This is a genomic window from Streptomyces sp. DF42 (assembly GCF_058267695.1).
Window position 1 is genome coordinate 3,171,761 of sequence record NZ_CM177859.1, and the last position, 21,078, is coordinate 3,192,838.

Annotated in this window: 18 protein-coding genes; 2 read left to right on the forward strand and 16 right to left on the reverse strand. The window is 69.8% G+C overall.

The genetic code is table 11. The annotated features are described in order from the left end of the window. Positions 1-43: 43 nt before the first annotated feature. From ACYUED_RS14445 to ACYUED_RS14460, 4 genes are all read right to left on the reverse strand, one after another. Positions 44-1,768 (reverse strand): LCP family protein, encoded by a 1,725-nt coding sequence (locus ACYUED_RS14445; RefSeq protein WP_491292689.1) that lies wholly within the window; start codon positions 1,766-1,768, stop codon positions 44-46. 16 nt (positions 1,769-1,784) lie between these two features. After that, complete coding sequence (nadD, locus tag ACYUED_RS14450) at positions 1,785-2,501, reverse strand: nicotinate-nucleotide adenylyltransferase (protein ID WP_491292690.1); 717 nt, start codon at positions 2,499-2,501, stop codon at positions 1,785-1,787. Positions 2,502-2,572: 71 nt separating this feature from the next. Beyond that, the gene (locus ACYUED_RS14455; protein WP_266514217.1) at positions 2,573-2,740 is read right to left on the reverse strand and encodes a hypothetical protein; all 168 of its coding nucleotides are present in this window, start codon (positions 2,738-2,740) and stop codon (positions 2,573-2,575) included. A 106-nt stretch (positions 2,741-2,846) separates the two neighbouring features. After that, positions 2,847-3,008, reverse strand: coding sequence for a hypothetical protein (locus ACYUED_RS14460; RefSeq protein ID WP_266514220.1), 162 nt, complete (start codon positions 3,006-3,008; stop codon positions 2,847-2,849). A gap of 123 nt (positions 3,009-3,131) precedes the next feature. Between ACYUED_RS14460 and ACYUED_RS14465 the strand changes: the two genes are divergently transcribed. Beyond that, positions 3,132-4,247: a M48 family metallopeptidase gene (locus ACYUED_RS14465; RefSeq protein ID WP_491292691.1), complete on the forward strand. Its 1,116-nt coding sequence runs from the start codon at positions 3,132-3,134 to the stop codon at positions 4,245-4,247. Between the two features lie 95 nt (positions 4,248-4,342). Here the strand turns inward: ACYUED_RS14465 and ACYUED_RS14470 are convergent, their stop codons facing one another. The 5 genes from ACYUED_RS14470 to proB all read right to left on the reverse strand — a co-directional run bounded on the left by ACYUED_RS14470 (position 4,343) and on the right by proB (position 9,377). Beyond that, entirely contained in the window at positions 4,343-5,413 is a 1,071-nt protein-coding gene (locus tag ACYUED_RS14470; RefSeq protein WP_491292692.1) for an SCO2583 family membrane protein, read from the reverse strand. A 112-nt stretch (positions 5,414-5,525) separates the two neighbouring features. Continuing rightward, positions 5,526-6,101: an SCO2584 family spore wall biosynthesis protein gene (locus ACYUED_RS14475; protein WP_491292693.1), complete on the reverse strand. Its 576-nt coding sequence runs from the start codon at positions 6,099-6,101 to the stop codon at positions 5,526-5,528. Positions 6,102-6,200: 99 nt separating this feature from the next. Next, on the reverse strand, positions 6,201-7,487 hold the full coding sequence (locus tag ACYUED_RS14480; RefSeq protein ID WP_491292694.1) for a glutamate-5-semialdehyde dehydrogenase: 1,287 nt from the start codon (positions 7,485-7,487) through the stop codon (positions 6,201-6,203). A 127-nt stretch (positions 7,488-7,614) separates the two neighbouring features. Next, a complete protein-coding gene (locus ACYUED_RS14485; RefSeq protein WP_491292695.1) occupies positions 7,615-8,076 on the reverse strand; it encodes a DUF8830 family protein in 462 nt (153 codons plus the stop codon). A gap of 194 nt (positions 8,077-8,270) precedes the next feature. Further along, complete coding sequence (gene proB, locus ACYUED_RS14490; protein WP_491294258.1) at positions 8,271-9,377, reverse strand: glutamate 5-kinase; 1,107 nt, start codon at positions 9,375-9,377, stop codon at positions 8,271-8,273. Positions 9,378-9,587: 210 nt separating this feature from the next. Here proB and ACYUED_RS14495 point away from each other — a divergent pair, with 210 nt between their 5' ends. After that, positions 9,588-10,994, forward strand: a complete 1,407-nt coding sequence (locus tag ACYUED_RS14495) for a polysaccharide pyruvyl transferase family protein (protein WP_491292696.1) — start codon at positions 9,588-9,590, stop codon at positions 10,992-10,994. Between the two features lie 149 nt (positions 10,995-11,143). Here ACYUED_RS14495 and ACYUED_RS14500 read toward each other — a convergent pair whose 3' ends face one another. From ACYUED_RS14500 to obgE, 7 genes are all read right to left on the reverse strand, one after another. Continuing rightward, positions 11,144-12,400 carry a glycosyltransferase family 2 protein gene (locus tag ACYUED_RS14500; RefSeq protein WP_491292697.1) on the reverse strand — a complete coding sequence of 419 codons (1,257 nt, stop codon included), beginning with the start codon at positions 12,398-12,400 and terminating at the stop codon, positions 11,144-11,146. Between the two features lie 291 nt (positions 12,401-12,691). Then, on the reverse strand, positions 12,692-14,836 hold the full coding sequence (locus tag ACYUED_RS14505) for a hypothetical protein (RefSeq protein ID WP_491292698.1): 2,145 nt from the start codon (positions 14,834-14,836) through the stop codon (positions 12,692-12,694). 167 nt (positions 14,837-15,003) lie between these two features. Further along, positions 15,004-16,500 carry a D-ribitol-5-phosphate cytidylyltransferase gene (locus ACYUED_RS14510; RefSeq protein ID WP_491292699.1) on the reverse strand — a complete coding sequence of 499 codons (1,497 nt, stop codon included), beginning with the start codon at positions 16,498-16,500 and terminating at the stop codon, positions 15,004-15,006. A 632-nt stretch (positions 16,501-17,132) separates the two neighbouring features. Next, positions 17,133-18,683 carry an alkaline phosphatase D family protein gene (locus ACYUED_RS14515; RefSeq protein WP_491292700.1) on the reverse strand — a complete coding sequence of 517 codons (1,551 nt, stop codon included), beginning with the start codon at positions 18,681-18,683 and terminating at the stop codon, positions 17,133-17,135. A 289-nt stretch (positions 18,684-18,972) separates the two neighbouring features. After that, on the reverse strand, positions 18,973-19,089 hold the full coding sequence (locus ACYUED_RS14520) for a hypothetical protein (protein ID WP_491292701.1): 117 nt from the start codon (positions 19,087-19,089) through the stop codon (positions 18,973-18,975). Further along, positions 19,076-19,360, reverse strand: coding sequence for an FG-GAP repeat protein (locus tag ACYUED_RS14525; protein ID WP_491292702.1), 285 nt, complete (start codon positions 19,358-19,360; stop codon positions 19,076-19,078). Before ACYUED_RS14525 ends, ACYUED_RS14520 begins: the two co-directional genes overlap by 14 nt. 225 nt (positions 19,361-19,585) lie before the next feature. Next, positions 19,586-21,031 carry a GTPase ObgE gene (gene obgE, locus ACYUED_RS14530; protein WP_491294259.1) on the reverse strand — a complete coding sequence of 482 codons (1,446 nt, stop codon included), beginning with the start codon at positions 21,029-21,031 and terminating at the stop codon, positions 19,586-19,588. Positions 21,032-21,078: the final 47 nt, after the last annotated feature.

Here is a 21,078-nt window from a genome sequence, read left to right on the forward strand (position 1 = left end):
CGGCCCCGCTTCCTGCGTTCTCTCCCGGGCCTGCGGGCCAGGACTACGACGGCTTGTAGTCCTGGCCGAGGGTCACCGAGACGTCCGCGTTCGAGGTGGTCGCGCCCTTGGTGACGGAGCCGGCGGGCAGGCCCAGGGTCTTGGCGACCTCGGTGGCGTTCTCCTTGTCGGCGGCGTCGGTGTAGACGACCCTTGACGTGGCCGACGTGGCCGACGTGGTGGCGGTGCCGCCTCCCAGGAAGGTGAAGCCGCCGTTGAGGAGTACGACGCGGGCCTTCTCGGTGTTGTCCTTGACTCCGCTGGCGTTCTGGACGGAGACCCGCACGGCGGAGCCCTGGTCGGGGCTCTTGGCGGTGCCGCCGAGGACGTCCTTGACCACACTGGTGCTTGCCTGCGCGCTCAGCGTGCCGTCGTTCTGCACGGGCAGGAGGGCGGTCTTGTAGTCGCCGCCCTTGGCGAGGTCGGCGAGCTTGGCGAGGAAGGTGCCGAGGTCCTTGTCGGTGAGTGAGGGGTCCAGGATCTGCGCCAGCGTCTGCACGGTGGTGGTCGCCCCCTTCGGATCGGAGGACAGCTTGCGCAGCACTCCCTGCATGACCTGGCCGAACCGCTCCAGCTGGGCGTTCTGGGCCTCGCCGGCGGCGCGGTAGGTGGCGTAGGCGACGGCCGTCTTGCCGCTGAGGGTCTGGCCCTTGCCCTTGTGGACCAGCGGCGCGCTGCCCTTCTTGGCGTCCGGGTCCGGTACGTCGGCGTTGGTGTCGACGTCGATGTTGCCGACGAGGTCGACGAGGTTCTGCAGGTAAGGGGTGTCCAGCCGCCAGGTGCCCTCGATGTCGGTGCCGAGGACCGTGTCGATGGCGTCGCGGGTGCCCGAGGAGCCGTCCTCGTCGACCGACTTGGCGAGGGTGGTCGTGGTGCCGTCGTCGTCCGTCAGGGAGAGGGAGTTCGGCAGCAGCACGGTGGTGGCCTGCTTGGTGGTGGTGTTGTCGACGAGCAGCGCCGTGGAGGTGCCGCCCTTCTTGGTGTTGTGCAGGTGGACGACGATCACGTCGCGGCTCTGGGCGCCCGCGGCGGTCGCCGTACCGGTCCTGGAGCCGGAGGACGACGACTGGCCGGGCAGCTTCCCGGCGTACCAGAGGTAGCCCACTCCGCCGACCGCGACCAGGGCCAGCACCACGACGAGGGCGACGAGGCGGCTGCGGGCGCGCCGCTTGGCCTCCTCGCGTCGCTCGGTGCGGTTCTCGGTGAAGTTCAGCCAGTCGATGACGTCTTCGGAGTCACTGTCGGGATCCTCGACGAAGGCGAACTGCTCGGTGCGGTAGTCCCGTTCGGGCCGAGCGGCGGCCTGCGGGTCGTCCTGTGCCGGCTCCGACGGGCCGGCCTGCTGCGGGATGTAGGCGGTCTGCTCGGCGACACGGGGCTGCTGACCGCCGGCCGCGGCCCGCCCGTAGGGGTCGTACGGCGCTCCGGGCGCACCGCCCTGGGTCGTCCCCCCGCTGCCATAGGGGTCGTAGGAGGGCACGGGAGGCTGCTGGCCGGTGCCGTAGGGGTCGTACTGCTGCGGCTGGACCGGCTGCTGCCGTCCGGTCGCGTACGGGTCGTATCCGTAGCCCTGCTGCTGCGCGTACGGGTCGTACTGCTGCGGGGGAGCCTGCTGCGGCTGGGCCTGCCGGTAGACGGGCCGGCCGTACTCGTCGTAGCCGACGAGCTCGTACGGCTCCTCGTGCTCCTCGTGGTCGCCGCCGTAGCCCGCGTCGTATCGGTCGTTCACCGGTGCCCCTCTCGGCTCACTCGCCGCGGTACAGCTCACGCTTGTCGATGTAGCGCACGACCCCGTCCGGCACCATGTACCAGATGGGGTCTCCCTTGGCGACTCTCGCACGGCACTCTGTGGACGAGATGGCCAGGGCGGGAACCTCCACCAGCGAGACGCCGCCCTCCGGGAGACCGTGGTCGGTCAGGTGGTGGCCGGGCCGGGTGCAGCCGATGAAGTGCGCGAGGGAGAAGAGTTCCGCCGTGTCCCGCCAGGTCAGCAGTTGGGCCAGTGCGTCGGCTCCCGTGATGAAGAAGAGGTCCGTGTCGGGGTTGAGCGCGCGCAGGTCGCGCAGGGTGTCCACGGTGTAGGTCGGGCCGCCGCGGTCGATGTCGATGCGGCTCACCGAGAACTGCGGGTTCTCGGCGGTCGCGATGACCGTCATCAGATAGCGGTCCTCGGCCGGGGAGACATGGCGGTGGCTCTTCTGCCACGGCTGGCCGGTCGGGACGAACACCACCTGGTCCAGGTGGAACTGCGCGGCGACCTCGCTGGCCGCCACGAGGTGCCCGTGGTGGATCGGGTCGAACGTTCCGCCCATGACGCCGAGGCGGCGCTTGCCGGGGTTCGACGGGCCGTTGCCGGGGCCGTTCACCAGGCGCGGCTGCGCGGCGGGGCCGCTCTTCGGACGGTTTTGCGTGCCGTCCGCCGTGCCGGTCGCCGGACCGGTAGGCATGTCCTGCTCTCCCATGCGTGCAGACCCTACCGGCCCGGCCTGAGAAGCCCGCCCGGGCCGGTGCCCGAAGGCGACCCGGGAAGGGCTCAGCGGTCGCGGTTGAAGCGGGTGGTGATCCACAGCAGGAGCAGCAGGAGGAACAGGGCGCCGCCGCCGGTGACGTAGGGGCTGAGGCTCTCGTGGTTGCCGCCGTGCTCCTCGCCCTCGGCAGCGAGGGTCACCAACTGAGCGGCAGCACTGTGGAAGCTCGTCATCGACAGAACCTATCGGTGTGGGCGGGATAAAGACGTCCGTCCATGGTAAGCGGGCGTCTTCAGGGCGATCACGCCGACTCCGCCGTTGGGGAACCCGGGGCGGTCCTCAGTCGTCCTTCTGCTTGTAACCCCGCAACAGGAACCACCCGGTCAGCGCGCAACCCACCATCATCACGATCAGTACGACCCGGAGCAGATTCCCCGGCCCCTGGTGCTGGGCGGCGCTCGCGGCCTCGGTGAGCCAGGCGGCTGCGGGGCTGTGATCCATGGTGCTGGACTCCTTCGGTGTAGTGCCCGTCCACGGTAACTCCGCCTAGGCTGGGGCTTGCTTCGGGGGCGCAAAGGGCCGCACAAGGGTCCGCAAAGGCAACTCTCACGCATGGGGGAAGACATGCCCGACGACGGCCACGAGCACAACGGACACGAGCACGTACCGAGCAGGCAGCGCCGGCGCTTCCCGGAGATCTCCTCGCGTGCGTACGAACACCCGGCGGACCGTTCCGCTCTGGTGGCGCTGCGCAAGCTGAGCGGATTCGACACGGTCTTCAAGGCGCTCAGCGGGCTGCTGCCCGAGCGCAGCCTCAGGCTGCTGTTCCTGTCCGACTCGGTGCGCGTCTCGGACCAGCAGTTCGCTCACCTCAACGACATGCTGCGGGACGCCTGTTACATCCTGGACCTGGAGAAGGTCCCGCCGATGTACGTCAACCAGGACCCGCAGCCGAACGCGATGTGCATCGGCCTGGACGAGCCGATCATCGTCGTCACCACGGGTCTCGTCGAGCTGCTCGACGAGGAGGAGATGCGGGCGGTCGTCGGCCACGAGGTGGGCCACGCGCTGTCCGGCCACTCCGTGTACCGCACGATCCTGCTGTTCCTGACGAACCTGGCGATCCGGGTCGCCTGGATCCCGCTGGGCACCCTCGCGATCATGGCGATCGTGACGGCGCTGCGCGAGTGGTTCCGCAAGTCGGAGCTGTCCGCCGACCGGGCGGGGCTGCTGGCCGGCCAGGATCTGCAGGCCTCGATGCGCGGCCTGATGAAGATCGCGGGCGGCAACCACCTGCACGAGATGAACGTGGACGCGTTCCTGAAGCAGGCCGACGAGTACGAGGCGGGCGGGGACCTGCGCGACTCCGTGCTGAAGATCCTGAACCTGCTGCCGCGCTCCCACCCGTTCACCACCATCCGCGCGGCCGAGCTGAAGAAGTGGGCCGAGTCCCGGGACTACCAGCGGATCATGGACGGCCACTACCCGCGGCGCACCGAGGACAAGGACACCTCGGTCTCGGACTCGTTCCGTGAGTCGGCGGCGAGCTATGCGACCAATGTGAAGAGCTCCAAGGACCCCCTGATGAAGCTGGTCAGCGACATCGCCGGCGGGGCGGGGGATCTGGGTGGGCGGGTGCGGCGCGGCTTCGGCGGCTTCGCGAGTTCGACGCCCACCCAGGAACGGCCGACGGCCGACGAGCCGCCCACCGACGAGCCGCCCACGGACCAGGAGCACTGACCGACTCCGGACGACTGCACCCCCTCAAGGGGCGCGGGGAACTGCGCGACCAGCCCCCACCGGACCCGCAGCCGACAACCGACCCCGCGCCCCTGTCACACCCTCGGCTGCGCCCCAGTGGCCAACGACCCGCACAGGGCCGTCGTGCCGCCCGTGGCGTACGGGTCGGTGCCTGCCGGGCCGCCCGCCCTGGCCGTCTGTCCGGCCAGCAGCGGGTGGAGGTGGTTGGTGGAGTCCTCAGCGCAGGACAGCGGGCCGGCCTGGACGTAGGACACGACGAGCTGGGCCTGGCGCAGGCGCAGGTCGTCACGGTCGAAGCGGAAGTGCAGCTCGCGTCGGACGGTGAACAGGGAGACCTGGGCTCTGGCGTCGGCGCCGGTCGGCTTCAGCGCGTAGACGAACGTGTGGTCCGCGGTGACCTCGAGGGTGGCTGAGTCGGTCTCGGCGGCCTGCAGCGTGCCCTCGACACGGATCTTGGTGTCGGCGAGCTGGGCGCGGGTCTGGTCGAAGCGAACCATCCAGCCGGTGGGCTGGTGGCGCCCGTCGGCGGTCGGGTGCTCGAAACTCTGGTCGAACTGGTCCAGCTGGTCGCCGTCGAGTAGGACGCGCACGGAGCGGACGTCCTGGCTGCTGATCACGTCGGGTGAGAGCGAGGACCGCACGATGTAGTCCTTGGCGGTGGTCAGGGCGGCCACCACCTGGCTGTCGGAGAAGTGCGCGGTGCGCCGCGAGGCGGGCAGCGGTATGCCCTCGGCGCCGATGCGGAACTGCGCGGCGGGGCTGTGCGCGTACAGGTACTCGGGATCGACCGCGCCGGGCACCCTGCCCTGCGGGGAGAGCGGGATGACGGTCATCCGCAGGGCTTCGACGGGCTGCCGGGCCGCGGGCGTCTGGTAGGGGTGCCGTACACCCATGTAGATCGCGGTGCCGAAGGCCACCGCGATCAGGAGAACCAGGATCAGCGCCTGCCGCGACAGGCCCCGGCGCAGTGACGGACGGCGGCGTACGGCGGGTGCGTGGTCGGCCATGCGCTCGTGCGCCGAGAACTCCTGGAGGCGGGCAGCGCGGACGAACGACTCGTCGAAGACGACGGATCGATACTCGTCCTCTCCACCTCCGGGGGCGCCCTCGGGTGTCCCCTCAGGTGGGTCTCCAGGCCCTCCCATACATTCAGGGTAGGTCTCCGAGAGCTTCGGTAAACGCCCTGGTACACGACAAGTTCTGACAGGTTCTCACCAGGTTCGAAAGTGAGCGCGACGGAGCTGTTCCGAGTGCTGCTCAGGGCGTGCGCGGTATCACCGAGAGGGCTGGCTGAGAGTTGTCGGCGGAAGCGGAGGGCGGCACCGCGCTGCCGTGTTCCAGGCCGGTCGAGGCGGGCGCCGGCACCTGGTCCCGGCTGCCCGAGGAGGCTCCACGGTAGACCGCGGCGAAGGCCAGCGCGACCATGCCGATGCCCATCACGAGGGCGAGCATCCAGGCGACGGGGCGATGCCAGCGGACCTGTTTCCCGTACGTCCCCGGGGCGCCGTAGCGGCCTTCGAGGACGTCGGTGTCGTCCGGGTCGTCGAGGTCGGGATCATGGCCGAAACCGGTGCGGGCGTCGGGGCGGTATCCGTCCTCGTAGCGCTCACCCCTGCCATGGGCCCTGCGGGCTTCCGCTTCGGAGGCCTCCGCTCTCGCCTGGGCAGCGGCAAGGAGGCGTTCGACGGCGGTCGGCTCGTGTACTACGGCCGCCCGTACGAAGGCCTCGTCGAAGACCACGGAGGCGAACTCTTCGTCCGACACCCCGCGGTCGTGGTCGTCGTCGGGCTCCCAGCCGTCAGGGAACGGCGCGCCCCCCACGTCCTCCGGCACCACTCCAGAGTAGACCTGGGGGGTCATTTTGGGCAGACGGTATGGAAATTCATCCGTCTGCTGAGACATTTCCGGCCTGGGTGCCGGGTCAGCGCCGGGTCAGCGCCGGATGTGCCCGTCCCCGGTGACGATGTACTTCGTGCTCGTCAGCTCCGGCAGCCCCATCGGCCCGCGCGCGTGCAGCTTCTGCGTGGAGATGCCGATCTCCGCGCCGAAGCCGAACTGGCCGCCGTCGGTGAAGCGGGTCGAGGCGTTCACGGCGACCGTGGTGGAGTCGACGAGCTGGGTGAAGCGGCGGGCGGCCTGCTGGGAGGTCGTCACGATCGCCTCGGTGTGGCCGGAGGTCCACAGCCGGATGTGCTCGACGGCCTTGTCCAGCGAGTCCACCACGGCGGCGGCGATGTCGTAGGAGAGGTACTCGGTGTCCCAGTCCTCCGGCGTGGCCTCGACGACGGTCGCCTTGGAGTCCTTCGCGTACGCCAGCACGCGCGGGTCGGCGTGCACGGTCACCCCGGCCTCCGCGAGGGCGTCCAGGGCCCGCGGCAGGAACTCGGGGGCGATGTCCTGGTGGACGAGGAGGGTCTCGGCGGCGTTGCAGACGCTGACCCGGTGGGCCTTGGAGTTGATCAGGATGTCGACCGCCATGTCGAGGTCGGCCGACGCGTCGACGTAGACGTGGCAGTTGCCGGTGCCCGTCTCGATGACGGGGACGGTGGACTCGGAGACGACCGTCTGGATCAGGGAGGCGCCGCCGCGCGGGATCAGCACGTCGACCAGGCCCCGGGCGCGCATCAGCTCGCGCACGCTCTCGCGGCTCTCCCCGGGCACCAGCTGGATCGCGTCGGCGGGCAGCCCGGCGCCGCCCACGGCGTCGCGCAGCACCCGTACGAGGGCGGTGTTCGACTCGTACGCCGAGGCCGAGCCACGCAGCAGGACCGCGTTGCCGGACTTCAGGCAGAGTGCCGCCGCGTCCACGGTCACGTTCGGGCGGGCCTCGTAGATGATGCCGACGACCCCCAGCGGGACGCGGACCTGGCGCAGATCGATGCCGTTCGGGAGCGTCGAGCCGCGGACGACCTCGCCGACGGGGTCGGGCAGCGCGACGACGTCCCGCACGTCCGAGGCGATCGCGCGCACCCTCTCGGGCGTGAGCGTCAGCCGGTCGACGATGGCCTCGCTGGTGCCGGCCTCGCGGGCCTTGGCGATGTCCTTGGCGTTCGCCTCGACGATCTCGCTCGTACGGACCTCCAGGGCGTCCGCGACGGCGAGCAGCGCGTCGTCCTTCACCGCGCGCGGCAGCGGGGCGAGGTCGGCGGCGGCGGCCTTGGCGCGGTAGGCGGCCCGGGTGACCGGGGACATGGAGTCGTACGGCGAAAGCGTGGTCATGAGGGAAGCGTAGTGCGCCGGCCGGGCTCATCCACCGCGCATTCCACACCCCGAGACAAGCACCGCAGAGCCCGCATAGCCCATATATCCCCCAGACCTCGCAGGCCTCGCAGACCTCGCAGGTCTCTCAAAAGGGGTGGACACCCACCGGGCTGGCCGGCGGCGGGCCGTACCCCTCGGCGAGCCGCTGGTGGTAGGTCTCGCGGTCGATGACCTCCAGGCCGACGATCTCCCAGGGCGGCAGTTTGGCGGTCTGGCGGTGCTCGCCCCACAGCCGCAGGGCGACGGCGGCCGCGTCGTGCAGGTCGCGGGCCTCCTCCCAGTAGCGGATCTCCGCGTGGTCGCCCGCGTATCGGCTGGTCAGGAGGAAGGGGTGGTCGTGGGCGAGCTGTTCGAGGCCGCGCCGCACCTCCTTCAGCGGCGCCTGTTCGCCGGAGACGCTGAGGGTGACGTGCCACAGACGCGGCAGGTCGGCCGGCTCCTCGTACCGTGCGCCGGCCGCGACGCTGGTCAGGGCGCGCTCCTCGCCGCCCGCGCGGGAGGCGGCGCCGTCGCGGGACGCCGCCGCCCCAGGGCGCACTCGTCTCACGACGGCCTCCTTTACGCAATGGTCGAGCGATGCTCGCGCGGAATCTGTCCCTGAGACAAAGTTGAGCAGGCCGCAAGGGTTCGTGGGGCGGTTTTGCGGAACGTCCACCTCAGGGGCGGGCCGTTTTGCGGGGCGTTCCCCCCGTTTTCGGCTCTCGCGCCACCCTCTTCCGCTGCCGCGGGCGTTCGGAACGGTCAGGGGTGCAGGATCACCAGGTCGTCCCGGTGGACGACCTCGCGCTCGTACGCCGGGCCCAGTTCGCGCGCCAGTTCCCGGGTCGAGCGGCCGAGCAGCTGAGGGATCTCCTTGGCGTCGAAGTTGACGAGCCCGCGGGCCACCGCGTGCCCCTCGCCGTCGCGCAGCTCGACCGGGTCCCCGGCGCTGAACTCGCCCTCCACCGCGGCGATTCCGGCCGGCAGCAGCGACTTGCGCCGCTCGACCACCGCCCGCACCGCCCCGTCGTCCAGCGTGAGGGAGCCCTGCGGGGTGGAGGCGTGCTGCAGCCACAGCAGCCGGTCGGCGGAGCGCCTGTCCGCGGGGTGGAAGTAGGTGCCGGTGTCGTTGCCCTGCAGCGCGTCGCCGGCGTGGATCGCGCTGGTGAGGACGACCGGGATGCCGGCGGCGGCCGCGATCCGGGCCGCCTCGACCTTGGTGACCATGCCGCCGGTGCCGACGCCGGCCTTGCCCGCGCTGCCGATGTCGACGTGCGCGAGGTCCTCGGGCCCGTGGACTTGGGCTATCCGCGAGGTGCCGGGCTTGCTGGGATCGCCGTCGTAGACACCGTCGACGTCGGACAGCAGCACCAGCAGGTCGGCGTGGACGAGGTGGGCGACCAGCGCGGCGAGGCGGTCGTTGTCGCCGAAGCGGATCTCGTCGGTGGCGACGGTGTCGTTCTCGTTGACGATCGGGAACGCGCCCATGGCGAGCAGCTTGTCGAGGGTGCGGGAGGCGTTGCGGTGGTGGGCGCGGCGGCTCATGTCGTCCGAGGTGAGCAGGACCTGGCCGACGCGGACGCCGTAGCGGGCGAAGGAGGCGGCGTAGCGGGCGACGAGCAGGCCCTGGCCGACGCTGGCGGCGGCCTGCTGGCGGGCGAGGTCCCTGGGGCGGCGGCGCAGGCCAAGCGGGGCCAGGCCCGCGGCGATGGCGCCGGAGGAGACCAGGACGATCTCCTTCTCTCCTCCGCTGCGGCTCTTGGCGAGAACGTCGACGAGCGCGTCGACCCGGTCGGCGTCGAGACCGCCGGCCGCGGTGGTCAGCGACGAGGAGCCCACCTTGACGACGATCCTGCGGGCCTCGATCACGGCCTGCCTTGCCCCTGCCACCTTGTTCTTCCGTCCCTCGCGCTCAAGCTTCCCCGCCCGGCAATCTACGCGAAGGGGACCCGGATCCGCGCGCCGGTCCAGCCCCCGGACAGGCGTCACGTAACCGTTTGCTCACGCGTCGCGTACGGCAAAAAGGTTGCACTGGTTGCCTATAGAAATCAAAGTGCAGGTAAACCTAATTTGAACTCCGTGCAACCTACAGAAGTTCGCCGTGCAAAGCGCATCCTCCTGCGTTCGGGGAAGAGTCCTTTCGACGTCTTTCCGGTGGAGGAGGCCCTCGACCAGGACGTCATCGCCACCAACTCCGGCAACCTGATCTTCAGTGACGCCTCCCACAAGATCCTCGAAACCCCGGGGACCGAGGTCGTCTCGAACAGCATGCGGACCGAAGTGGCGGCGGCGGGCCTGATCAACGAGGAGTACGACGCGTTCGTCGTGCCGCTGGCCAATGCTTTCCGGCCGTCCTTCGAGACCGGGCTGAAGCGGTTGACGCGGCTGATCAGCAGGCTGAAGATCCCGGTCGTGGTGCTGGGCATCGGCGCGCAGGCCGGGCTGAACTACAACGCGGCACGGCTGAAGCCCATGGAGCCTGCCGTGCGCGATTTCGTCTCCGCGGTGCTCGACCGCAGTGCCTCGATCGGCGTGCGGGGCGAGTTCACCGAGAAGTACCTCAAGGACCTGGGGTTCAACGACGTCGAGGTCATCGGCTGCCCGTCCCTGTTCATGCACGGCAAGGAACTGGCCGTGCACAAGCGGACGCCGGGCCTCACCGCCGGCTCCCGGATCGCGGTCAACGGCTCGCACAGCGCGGTGCAGAAGCAGGGCCTGGGCAAGGTCATCGACCGCGCCCACGCCCGCTATCCGCATCTGACGTTCATCGGCCAGAACCTCAGCGACGCGCGGCAGTTGCACTGGCGGGACCTGTCCCACCCGAACGGGGCGGTGACGGCGATCCCGACGCATCCCGACCACCCGATGTACCGGGAGGACAAGGTCCGGGTCTACGTCGACCCGGTCACCTGGATCGACGACCTGCGCGGATACGACTTCTCGTTCGGCTCCCGTATTCACGGCAATGTCGCGGCGCTGCTCGCGGGCACGCCCGCGACGGTGCTGTGCGGCGACTCGCGGACGCTGGAGCTGTGCCGCTACTTCGACATCCCGCACCGCCGCATCGACAGACTGCCTCCGGATCTGGACCCCGCGCAGCTCTACGAGGAGGCCGACCTCACCGGCCTGACCGGCGGTCATCTGGAGCGCTTCGAGCGGTTCACGGGGTTCCTTGACAGGAACGGCCTGGAGAACACGTTCACGCACGGCGACGGCGGCGCGGGCTTCGAGGCCCGGATGAAGGAGCTGGCCTTCCCGGCGGGCATCCGCCCCTGGAACGACGCCGACCTCGCCTCGCTCACCTCACGGTTCGGCTGGATGCAGAGCCGTATCACCGAACTGTCGCTGGACAACGCCCAGTTGAAGCGGGATCTGGAACGAGGCACCGCCAAGCCGGGTACGGCGTCACCGTCGACGTCCGTCTACCGCCGGGCCCGCCGCGTGGTGGGCCGCCCGATCCGGCGCGCACTGCAGTCGGGCCGGTAGGCAGGGGTCGGGCCCTAGTAGGCAGCGGTAGCGACGGGTCCGGCGGCGAGCACTCCGCTCACCGACAGACCTGCACCTGCCCGCCCGGCGTCCCGGACAACGCGCCCGCCGACCCGCGCAGGGCAGCTTTCAGGCAGCCGGCGTGCGCGTCAGGCCGCCGCCGCAGCGCCCCTTCCCGTACCCGTACCGCCCGGCGTCCGCGGCCCGCTCGTCGCCGTCCGGGACCTGAGCGCCCTGCGCGCCTTGCGGGCCGCGCGGCGCAGCACCGAGGCGGGCGTGTGTTCCCGGTAGCCCGGGAAGGCGCGGGCCTCGCGGGGAGCGGCGAGGTAGACCGAGTCCGGGATGCCCGCCGCGGCGTCGCGGAAGAGCGGGTAGGCGAGATAGACATGGCGGCCCTTGCGCTCCAGGAGCGCGGCCGCCTCCTGCTTCGCCTTGACGAACTCCAGGACGCCGACGAGGAGTTCGGGCCGCTGCTCGGCGACCAGGTGCAGCCTGAGCCGCTCCTCGACCTTCAGGCGGCCGGCCACGCCCTCACCCCAGAACTCCTCCATCAGCGGCTTCGCCAGCTCGAACTTGTGCCGACGGACCTTCTCGCTGTCCTTGAGGTACCGGGGACCGAACTGCGGCAGCAGCGTGATCAGGAAGGGCCGGATCATGAGCGCGTCGCGCCGCTCCCCCGCGGGGACCAGCCCGGCTATCAGGTTCATCAGGGCACGCGCGGAGTCGAAACGCAGGGTGTAACTCCCGCTCTTCGTCACGTGTTTGCCGTCGTCCCGGCCGACCAGGTAGTAGCAGGTGTAGTCGGCCAGCACGGAGACGCCGTCCGCCCGCAGATAGGCCTCCATCGTGAACAGCGCGTCCTCGCCCGTCCACAGGGACTCGTCGAAGCGCATGCCGTGCCGCTCCAGGAACTCCCGCCGGAACAGCTTCTGCGCGCTCAGCGTGAACTTGATGTTGGAGGAGAACACGTCCGTACGCTCGAACGTCTTCCCCCACATCGACTGCGGCGGCTTGCGGTTGATGCCCTCGACCCGGCCGAGGACCACGTCCGTGCGGTTGCGGTCGGCCATCGCGACCATCCGCTCCAGCGCCTCCGGGCCCAGCCGGTCGTCGGCGTCGAGGAAGAAGACGTAGCGCCCGGCGGCCTTGCCGAGCCCGACGTTGCGCGGCCCGCTCGGGCCGCCGGAGTTGTCCTGCCGGATCACCGTGACCGGCATGGTCACACGCTCCGCGAACTCCTCCAGGCAGTCCCCCGTCCCGTCGGTGGACCCATCGTCCACCGCGATGACCTCGATGCGCTCCGGGTCGATGGTCTGTGCCTCCACGGACGCGAGGCACTCGACCAGATACGGCATCGCTTCGTACGCCCCGATGATCACACTCACATCAGGCTGCGCGACGGTCACATTTCCCCCTTGGTCACAGGGCATTTCCCCCGAATCCGCATATTCGCAATTTGTTAGACGGGCGGTCACTTGAGGAGGTTGCCTTACCGCTTGAAATTGGTGACACAGGTCACAGGGAGCACACAGGCGGCACAGGCAGCCGAAAGGAACGGGCACCGAAAAGTACGCAGAACCGCCGAGAGTTACTCAGGACGCGGTGGGAGCAAGCGGTAAGAAACGGTAAAGAGCCCGGCCCCGAGGAATGATCCTCGGGGCCGGGCTCTTGAGGTGTTTACGTGGGAGCGGAGAACGTCAGCGTGTGTTGGCGCCGTCCGTCTCCCCGGTCGCCGGCACCGGCTGGGCAGGCTGTGCCGGGGACAACTGGTCCGACAGCTCGTCGGCTCCCGCGGCGCCGGCCGCAGCCCGGGACTCCTGGCCGAGGTTGCGCGTCTGGGCCTTGAGCGCCAGGTCGGCCACCGCCTTGTTGAACTGCTCGATGGACGTGGGCTCGTCCGGGCCGAGCAGATACTCCTTCAGCTCCTTGCGGTCCTCGGCCAGCGGGTCGGCTGCCGGGGCGCGGACCGCATCCAGCAACTCGCCCAGTTCCGCCGCGCTGTTGGAGAGGATCACCGCGGCACGCACGGCGGTGTTCTGCCGTTTGAACTCCTCGGCGCCCAGCTCGGCGGAGTCCGTGACCGCGTACGGCTTGCCGCTCGCGATGAAGTCGGAGACCACGGAGGAGATGTCGGAGACCATCGCGTCGGAGACGTTGAAGCAGTCGTACAGGCGCGGCTCGGCGCCCGCGATGACGCGGTGCTCGAAGCCGCCGAAGGAACGCCAGTACGCGTCGTTCCACTCGCCGCGCAGCCGGGCGACCTCCGCGTGCTTCTCGACGTCGACCACTCCGTCCCGCGTGGCCTCGGCCTCGTCGCCCTTGTCGCCGGCGGTGCCGGACAGCTCGGCGAGCCGGGCCTCGATACGGGCCAGTTCGCTCTTGGCCTTGGCCTGGGCAGCCGCGTCCACCGTGTAGCGGGAGTCGGCGGCACGCTCGGCGGCGGCCTTCTCGACCAGGGCGATGATGCGCTGGTGCGCGGCGCCCGCCTGCTTGCTGACGGTGCCGGTGAAGGGGTGCGGCTTGTACAGGACACGGACCGGCGGGTCGGCCTTCACCAGCTTCTTCACGATGTGCTCGCCGGCGAGCACGAGCGAGGTGTTGCCCGGGTTGCCGTCCCAGCCCTCCCAGGTGGGCGCGTACAGCACGGTCGGGCAGGATCCGTCAGCGGCCGCGCCACGGGCGGGCAGTGCGTCCTGCCTGCTCTGGATCGGCGCCAGCTGCGGGCGGCCGACCTCCACGATGTCGTCGTCGCGGACGCCGACGTCGGCGATGGCGTAGCGGTCTCGGCCCGCGCGGCCGGCGGTCCACACCTCGTCGTACACCTTGCTGAAGGGGTTCACGCTGGCGAGCTTGTCGCTGTCGCCGTGGCCGATGAAGACGTGCTTCATGGTGGGGACGCGCAGCAGGTGGATGTTCTTGCCGACGTTCGCCGCGTACAGCGCGACGCGCACCGTCGAGAGCTCCATGTTCATCAGGTGCACACCGCCGGGCACGCAGATGACGGGGGCCGTGGTGGGCGCCAGGTTCGTCAGGATGACCCGCTCTCGCAGGATGACCAGCGGCTTGGAGTCAAGCTGCTCCATGGTCTCCAGCCACATGTTGACCTGGTACGCGGAGTCCTTGGAGCCCGAGAAGTACAGCACCGTCTCCGGCTTGTACTCCCGCAGCCAGTCGTCGACGGCCGCGAGCACCTTCTCCGCGTTCGGCGGGATCTTGGTGCCACGGACGTACGGCATCAGCGTGAGGACGTAGAGGCAGCCCAGGACCAGGGTGACGCCGATGCCGATGAAGGCGGGCACGGCCGAGTCCAGGACGGCGGAGACGAGCAGGCCCGCGACGGCCGCGAGGTCGAGGTGGAGCATCTTCTCGGCGGAGCGGTTCAGCAGCCCGCGCGGCGGGGCGTCCGGGATGCGGACGCGCGAGGCCAGGTCGACGTTGCGGGTCGCGACCGGCATCCGGCGGCGGTTGCGGATCAGCGTGACCAGGGCGCCGTGCGGGGCCTGGAGGCCGTAGAAGGCGATGAAGCAGGCGATCGCGCCGTAGAAGATCAGGCCATCCGAGAGGGACATCCGGGCCAGCAGCAGGACCAGCAGCAGCTGCCGGATCAGGAAACGGATCGACAGGCCGGCGCGGACCTTGCTGAGCCGGTTGACGAGGTAGCTGCCCTTGCGGTGCAGATAGTGGTCCGCCAGGTACGTCACGGCGGCCGCGGCCGCGAAGGCGTAGACGCTCGGAATGAGCGCGGCCAGCATGATGGCCGGGAAGCCCAGCATCATGAGTGCCGCCGCGGCCAGCTCGGCCGCGCTGCCCACGCGGGCGACGCGAATAGCGGTGGATATCACGGAGAACCTGCTCTGGGATGGGGAGTGCCGGTTTTGTTCTGGAGTGCGCAGGGTTTAGGTAATTCGTCGGGTGTACGGATCAGGCCTCTGCAAGCACCCGGTCAATGCACTGCATTAACGCCGGAAAGCAGAGGCCTGAATAACGGAAGACTAATTACCGTCGATTATTACACGCCGTCCTGGACGTCCAGAACCGAGGCCAGCGCCTGCTCGAAGCCGGAGGCCTTCGCCGCGCCCGCCGTCGGGTCCTGCTGGCGGACGTCGATGACGTGCCCGGTCAGCTCGGAGAGCAGCACGTCGAGCGAGGTGCGGGCCACCGCCTCGGAGGAGAGCAGGGAACCCGTGGGCTCCTGGCCGAAGGCCTTGGTGCGCATGGGCGTCGCGGTGCGCTCCGGGTTGACGCAGTTGACACGGATGCCGTCGCCGGCCCACTCGTCGGACAGGGCCTGGGTGAGGTTCACCATGGCGGCCTTGGTCGAGGAGTAGAGGCTGTACTCGGCGCGGCCGCGGGTGTAGCTGCTGGAGGTGTACAGCAGCAGCTGGCCCTTGGTCTCCGCCAGGTACTTGTACGCGGAACGGGCGATCTGCACCGGCGCGAGGTAGTTGACCTTCAGCGCCTCCTCGATGGTCGCGTTGTCGGTCTCGGCCAGCTTGCCGATGCGCAGCACGCCCGCGGTGTTGACGACGTAGTCGATCCGGCCGGTCTCCGCGTACGCCTTGGACAGCGCGTCGTCGACCTCCTCCGGGTTCTCCACGTGCGTGCCGGTGGTGGAGCGGCCGAGCGCGTACACCTTGGACCCGTAGGACTCGGCGATCTCGGCGATGTCCTTGCCGATGCCGTACGAGCCGCCGAAGATGACGACCGTCTTGCCGGTCAGCAGCTCGCGGTAGGCCTCCTCGCTCATCTGCTCGGGCGTGGCGGTCGAGGCGAGCTGGAACAGCTTGTCGGCGATGAAGACGTCGACCGGCTGCGTGACCTTCATGTTGTACTCGTCGCCCGCGACGACGTGGATCGGCACGTCCGGCAGGTACTTCAGTACGACCGAGCAGTCGTCCGTGGCCTGGAAGTTGGGGTCACTGGAGGCGACCTCGTAGGCGCGCTTGATCGTGGACAGCTTGAAGGCCTGCGGGGTCTGTCCGCGGCGCAGGCGGGAGCGGTCCGGGATCTCGGTGATGAACTCGCCGTCCTCGCCGTGCGTGCGCGTGACGATGATGGTGTCCGCGGACGGGATGGCGACATCGACGGCCTGGAAGCGCGCCAGGGCGACCACGCAGTCGTCGATGACGCGCTGCGAGAGCAGGGGGCGCACGGCGTCGTGGAAGAGGACGTTGAGGTCCTCGCCCTCGGCCAGGCCCTCGCCGAGGGCCTCGATGGCACGCTCGGTGGTCTCGTTCCGCGTCGAGCCGCCCTCGATGATCTTCCTGACCTTCTTGAACCCGGCCTTGGCGACGATCTTCTCGATGTCGGGGACGTAGCCCGGCGCCATCAGCACGATGACGTCGTCGATCGAGTCGGCCTTCTCGAAGGTGGTCAGGGTGTGCTCGACGACTGCCTTGCCGGCGATCTTCAGCAGCTGCTTGGGGATCGAGAGACCCACCCGCTGGCCGGTGCCACCGGCCAGGATCACTGCGGTGGTACGGGGCTTGGCTATGTGCTGGGACACAGAGGACCTACCTTGGGGCGTCAGGGAACCTGGAAATGGTCCCACTTGCGGTTACCGCTGTGCAAGGTGAGCGCCGTTCACTGCATATGTGCGCGCCACCTGACATTCATCTTGCACTGCTGGTGGCCCCGGGAACGCCGCCGGGAGGACCTGTCGAATTGCTGTGAGTAACTGCACAGGGGGTCAGCGCCGCCGCGGCTTCCTCAGGCAGCGCCCGCCGGGGGCACGTTGGCTGGTTCCACGAAGACGTCAGGTGAACCAGGTGAACCGTGCGTGCCGCCGGATCCCCGAGGCCCCGTACGCCCATACGAGTGATGCGCCCGATCATCTCGGCGCCGATCCCCGGCACCGCGCCCGACGGCGTTCCCGACGGCGGCCTCTGCGTCCGCCCGGGGCGTCGAGATCTTCACGTCCCCCGGTGCCGTACTGCACGCATTCTTCATATGCATGACCGCGCCGTTACGGATGAGCCTGGAATACGGCCCGCCCGACAGCCCATTGCCGCGGAATTCCTTATTAAGATTCCGCAGCATTTCGGTCTCGGTGAGGGAGGAACGTGACGGGGGCCTAAGACACGGATGTGTCCCAGGCCCCCGTCACGCAGACTTCATGCACCGCCCCGGGGCACGGCGTCAGGCGAGTTCGACGCCCGGCCGGCCGTTCTCCACCCGCAGCCGCGCGTAGGTGCTCGGCGTCGCCTTCGGCTGCAGCACCGTGTCGACCACCCGCACCTGCGCGTCGATTCCGTCACGCCGGATGTCGAAGAGGTGGTAGCCGCGGTGGGCGTCGATCAGCTTCCAGTGCGGGTTGTCCGCCCGCAGCGGGTCCCACTGGGCGTGGAAGGCGGCCTGGTCCTGGTCGCCGTTGCTGGAGATGGACGTACCGACGAACTCGGCGCCGACGACCTCGGAGTCCGGGTCGGCGTAGTCCGTTCTGAGGTCGCTGATCATCGTCAGATGACGGTCGCCGCTGAGTACGACCGGGTTGCGGACGTCGGCGAACTCGTCGAGCAGGGCGTTGCGCTCGACCTGGTAGCCGTCCCAGGCGTCGTAGTACCAGAGCTTGCCCTCGCCGATCTGCAGGTCGGTCTCGGCCATCATGATCTGCGAGGCGACGAGGTTCCAGCGGGCCGGCGAGTCCTGCATCCCGTCCAGCAGCCACGCCTTCTGCTCGGCGCCGAGCATCGTGAGTGACGGGTCCTCGGCGGCCGCCTGGCTGGTCACCTGGTCGCTGCGGAACTGGCGGGTGTCGAGGAGGTTGAGGCGCGCGAGGCGGCCGAACTCCAGGCGGCGGTACATCTGGATGTGCGGGCCGGTCGGGATCGCGGTCGCCCGGACGGGCATGTGCTCGTAGTACGCCTGGAAGGCCGCCGTCAGCCGCGCCACGAACGCGTCGTGGGACTGCTTGGCGGGATCCTGCGGGATCTCGCCGGCCCAGTCGTTGTCGACCTCGTGGTCGTCGAAGGTGACCACCCAGGGGGCGCTGGCGTGCATCGCCGCGAGGTCGGGGTCGGTGCGGTACTGCGCGTACCGGTTGCGGTACTCGACGAGGGTGTACGGCTCCCCCGTGCCCTCGTGCCGGCGCGGCCCCGTCGAGGCCGGCGTGGACTCGTAGATGTAGTCGCCGACGAACAGGACGAAGTCGGGATCCTGTTGGAGCATGTCGGCGTACGGCGTGAAATAGCCGTGCTGCCAGTTCTGGCAGGAGGCGAGCGCGACGCGCAGGGAGCCGCCCCTGCTGTGCGGGTGGGGGGCGGTGCGGGTGCGGCCGGTGGGCGAGAGCTGCCCGCTCACCCGGAAGCGGTACCAGTACGAGCGGTCCGGGCGCAGCCCGCGTACGTCCACGTGAACGCTGTGCCCGTACTCGGGGCCGGCCTCGGCGACACCCCGGCGCACCGGCTTTCTGAGCCGCGGGTCCTCCGCGATCTCCCACTCCACCGCGACCACGCGGTCGGGCATGCCGCCGCCGTTCAGCGGGTCGGGGGCGAGCCGGGTCCACAGCACGATGCCGTCGGGCAGCGGGTCACCGGAGGCGACGCCGAGGCTGAACACCCCGTCGGGCAGCGTGGCCTCGGCCGCCCGGGCGGTGCCCGGCACCCACAGCTGGGCGGAGGCCGCCGCACCGAGGACGGCGGCACCGGCGGTCAGAAAGCGCCGTCGGTCGGGCGAGATTGTTCCGGTCATCACGAACTCCCTTGCCTCGCAAGCCTCTTGGACACGTGAAAGCTCACGTAGCCGGACGGTCCACCGGCTGAACGCAAGTGTTCGCGTGCATGACAAATGGGCAGACAACAGAAGACCCGTTGCGACACAGGAACAACGGGATGAACGTCACCTGGTCACAACGGGTCTGACGTCACATCAATTGACGCCCACCACATGAGGCTTCAGTACGAGAAGTTCGAGCCGAATTTCGCGTTCGTACCGTCCGTGCCGAGCAGGGGGTTGCCGACGAGGCCGGTGCTGTTCGGCGTCACGACGGTGCTCGGGCCGCAACGGAAGTGCCGGACGACCCCGACGTCGCCGTTCCCCCCGGTGCGCCGACGGCGACGTCGGCCGGCCCGTCTCCGTCGGAATCACCGAGGTGCACGGCCCGGCCGAAGGGGGCGCCCTTCTGGGCGGCCGGCCCCGGGCACGTTGCCGGTGTTCCGCGTGACCACCTGAGCGCCGTTACCGGTCAGCCCGGCGGCGCTGCCGCGCAGCACGACCACGGAACCGGCGTCGGCGACGGAACCCAGGTCCTCGCCGGGCAGACCGGTGACCGCATCCGGATAACCGTCGCTATCGACGTCCCCGATCTGGACGTCGGTGCCGAAGCGGTCGCCCCGCTCGACGCTGCCGGGCACGCCCGCAGTGCGCACCCCCCACACGAGACCAGCCCGTCCGCCACCTGACGACGAACCCAGCTCAGCCCCAACCAGCCCGTCCAGCGCCTGACGACGAACCCAACTCAGCCCCAACCAGCCCGTCCGCCACCTGACGACGAACCCAACTCAGCCCCAACCAGCCCGTCCGGCGCTTGAGGACAAGGCCGCAGGCCGACAGGGGGTCTGGGGGCGCAGCCCCCGGTCACCCGCGCCGACAGCTCAGAACGGCTCGAACCCGTCAAACTCCTGGAGGGACTCGTCCCGCTCAGCCTCCCGGTCCCGCCGCCGCTGCGCTGCGGGCCTCGGCGCCTCGAAGCGATGGTCCTCACCCCGGCGTCCCAGCATCTCCGCCCCGGACATCATCGACGGCTCCCAGTCGAAGACGACGGCGTTCTCCTCGGGTCCGATGGCGACACCGTCACCGGAACGCGCCCCCGCCTTCATCAACGCCTCTTCCACACCAAGCCGGTTGAGCCGGTCGGCGAGGAATCCGACTGCCTCGTCGTTGCTGAAGTCGGTCTGCCGTACCCAGCGCTCGGGCTTCTCGCCCCGCACCCGGAACACCGCCTCCCCGTCGGCTTCCTCGTGCGTCACCGTGAAGCCCGCGTCGTCGACGGCCTTGGGCCGGATCACGATCCGCGTCGCCTCTTCCTTCGGCTTGGCGGCCCGCGCCTTCGCCACGAGGTCGGCGAGCGCGAACGACAGCTCCTTCAGGCCGAGATGGGCCACCGCCGACACCTCGAAGACCCGGTAACCCCGCGCCTCCAGGTCCGGCCGCACCATCTCCGCGAGGTCCTTGCCGTCCGGTACGTCGGTCTTGTTCAGTACGACGATCCGCGGTCGCCGGTCGAGCCCGCCGTACTGCTTCAGCTCCTCCTCGATGACGTCGAGGTCGGAGACGGGGTCACGCTCGGACTCCAGGGTCGCGGTGTCCAGTACATGCACGAGCACACTGCACCGCTCGACGTGCCGCAGGAACTCCAGGCCAAGGCCCTTACCCTGGCTGGCGCCGGGGATCAGCCCCGGCACGTCGGCGATGGTGTACACGGTCGAACCCGCGGTCACCACACCCAGGTTCGGCACCAGCGTCGTGAAGGGATAGTCCGCGATCTTCGGCTTCGCCGCGCTCAGCACCGAGATCAGCGAGGACTTGCCCGCACTCGGGTACCCCACGAGCGCCACGTCGGCGACCGTCTTCAACTCCAGGCCGATGTCCTGCAGGTCCCCGGGCTCGCCGAGCAGCGCGAACCCCGGCGCCTTGCGCCGCGCCGACGCCAGCGCCGCGTTGCCGAGGCCGCCCCGGCCGCCCTGCGCGGCGATGTACGACGTGCCGTGTCCGACCAGGTCGGCGAGTACGTTGCCCGCCTTGTCGAGCACGACTGTGCCGTCCGGCACGAGCAGGACGAGGTCCTGTCCGTCCTTGCCCGAGCGGTTGCCGCCTTCGCCCGGCTTGCCGTTGGTGGCCTTGCGGTGCGGGGAGTGGTGGTAGTCGATGAGCGTGGTGACGGACTGGTCGACGGTGAGGATCACATCGCCGCCGCGCCCGCCGTTGCCGCCGTCGGGTCCGCCGAGCGGCTTGAACTTCTCACGGTGAACGGAGGCACAGCCGTGGCCCCCGTTACCCGCGGCGACGTGCAGCTCGACGCGGTCCACGAAGGTGGTCATCTGGGGTGCCTCCAGCACTTCAAAAACGTACGGATGTGTCTCTGCTA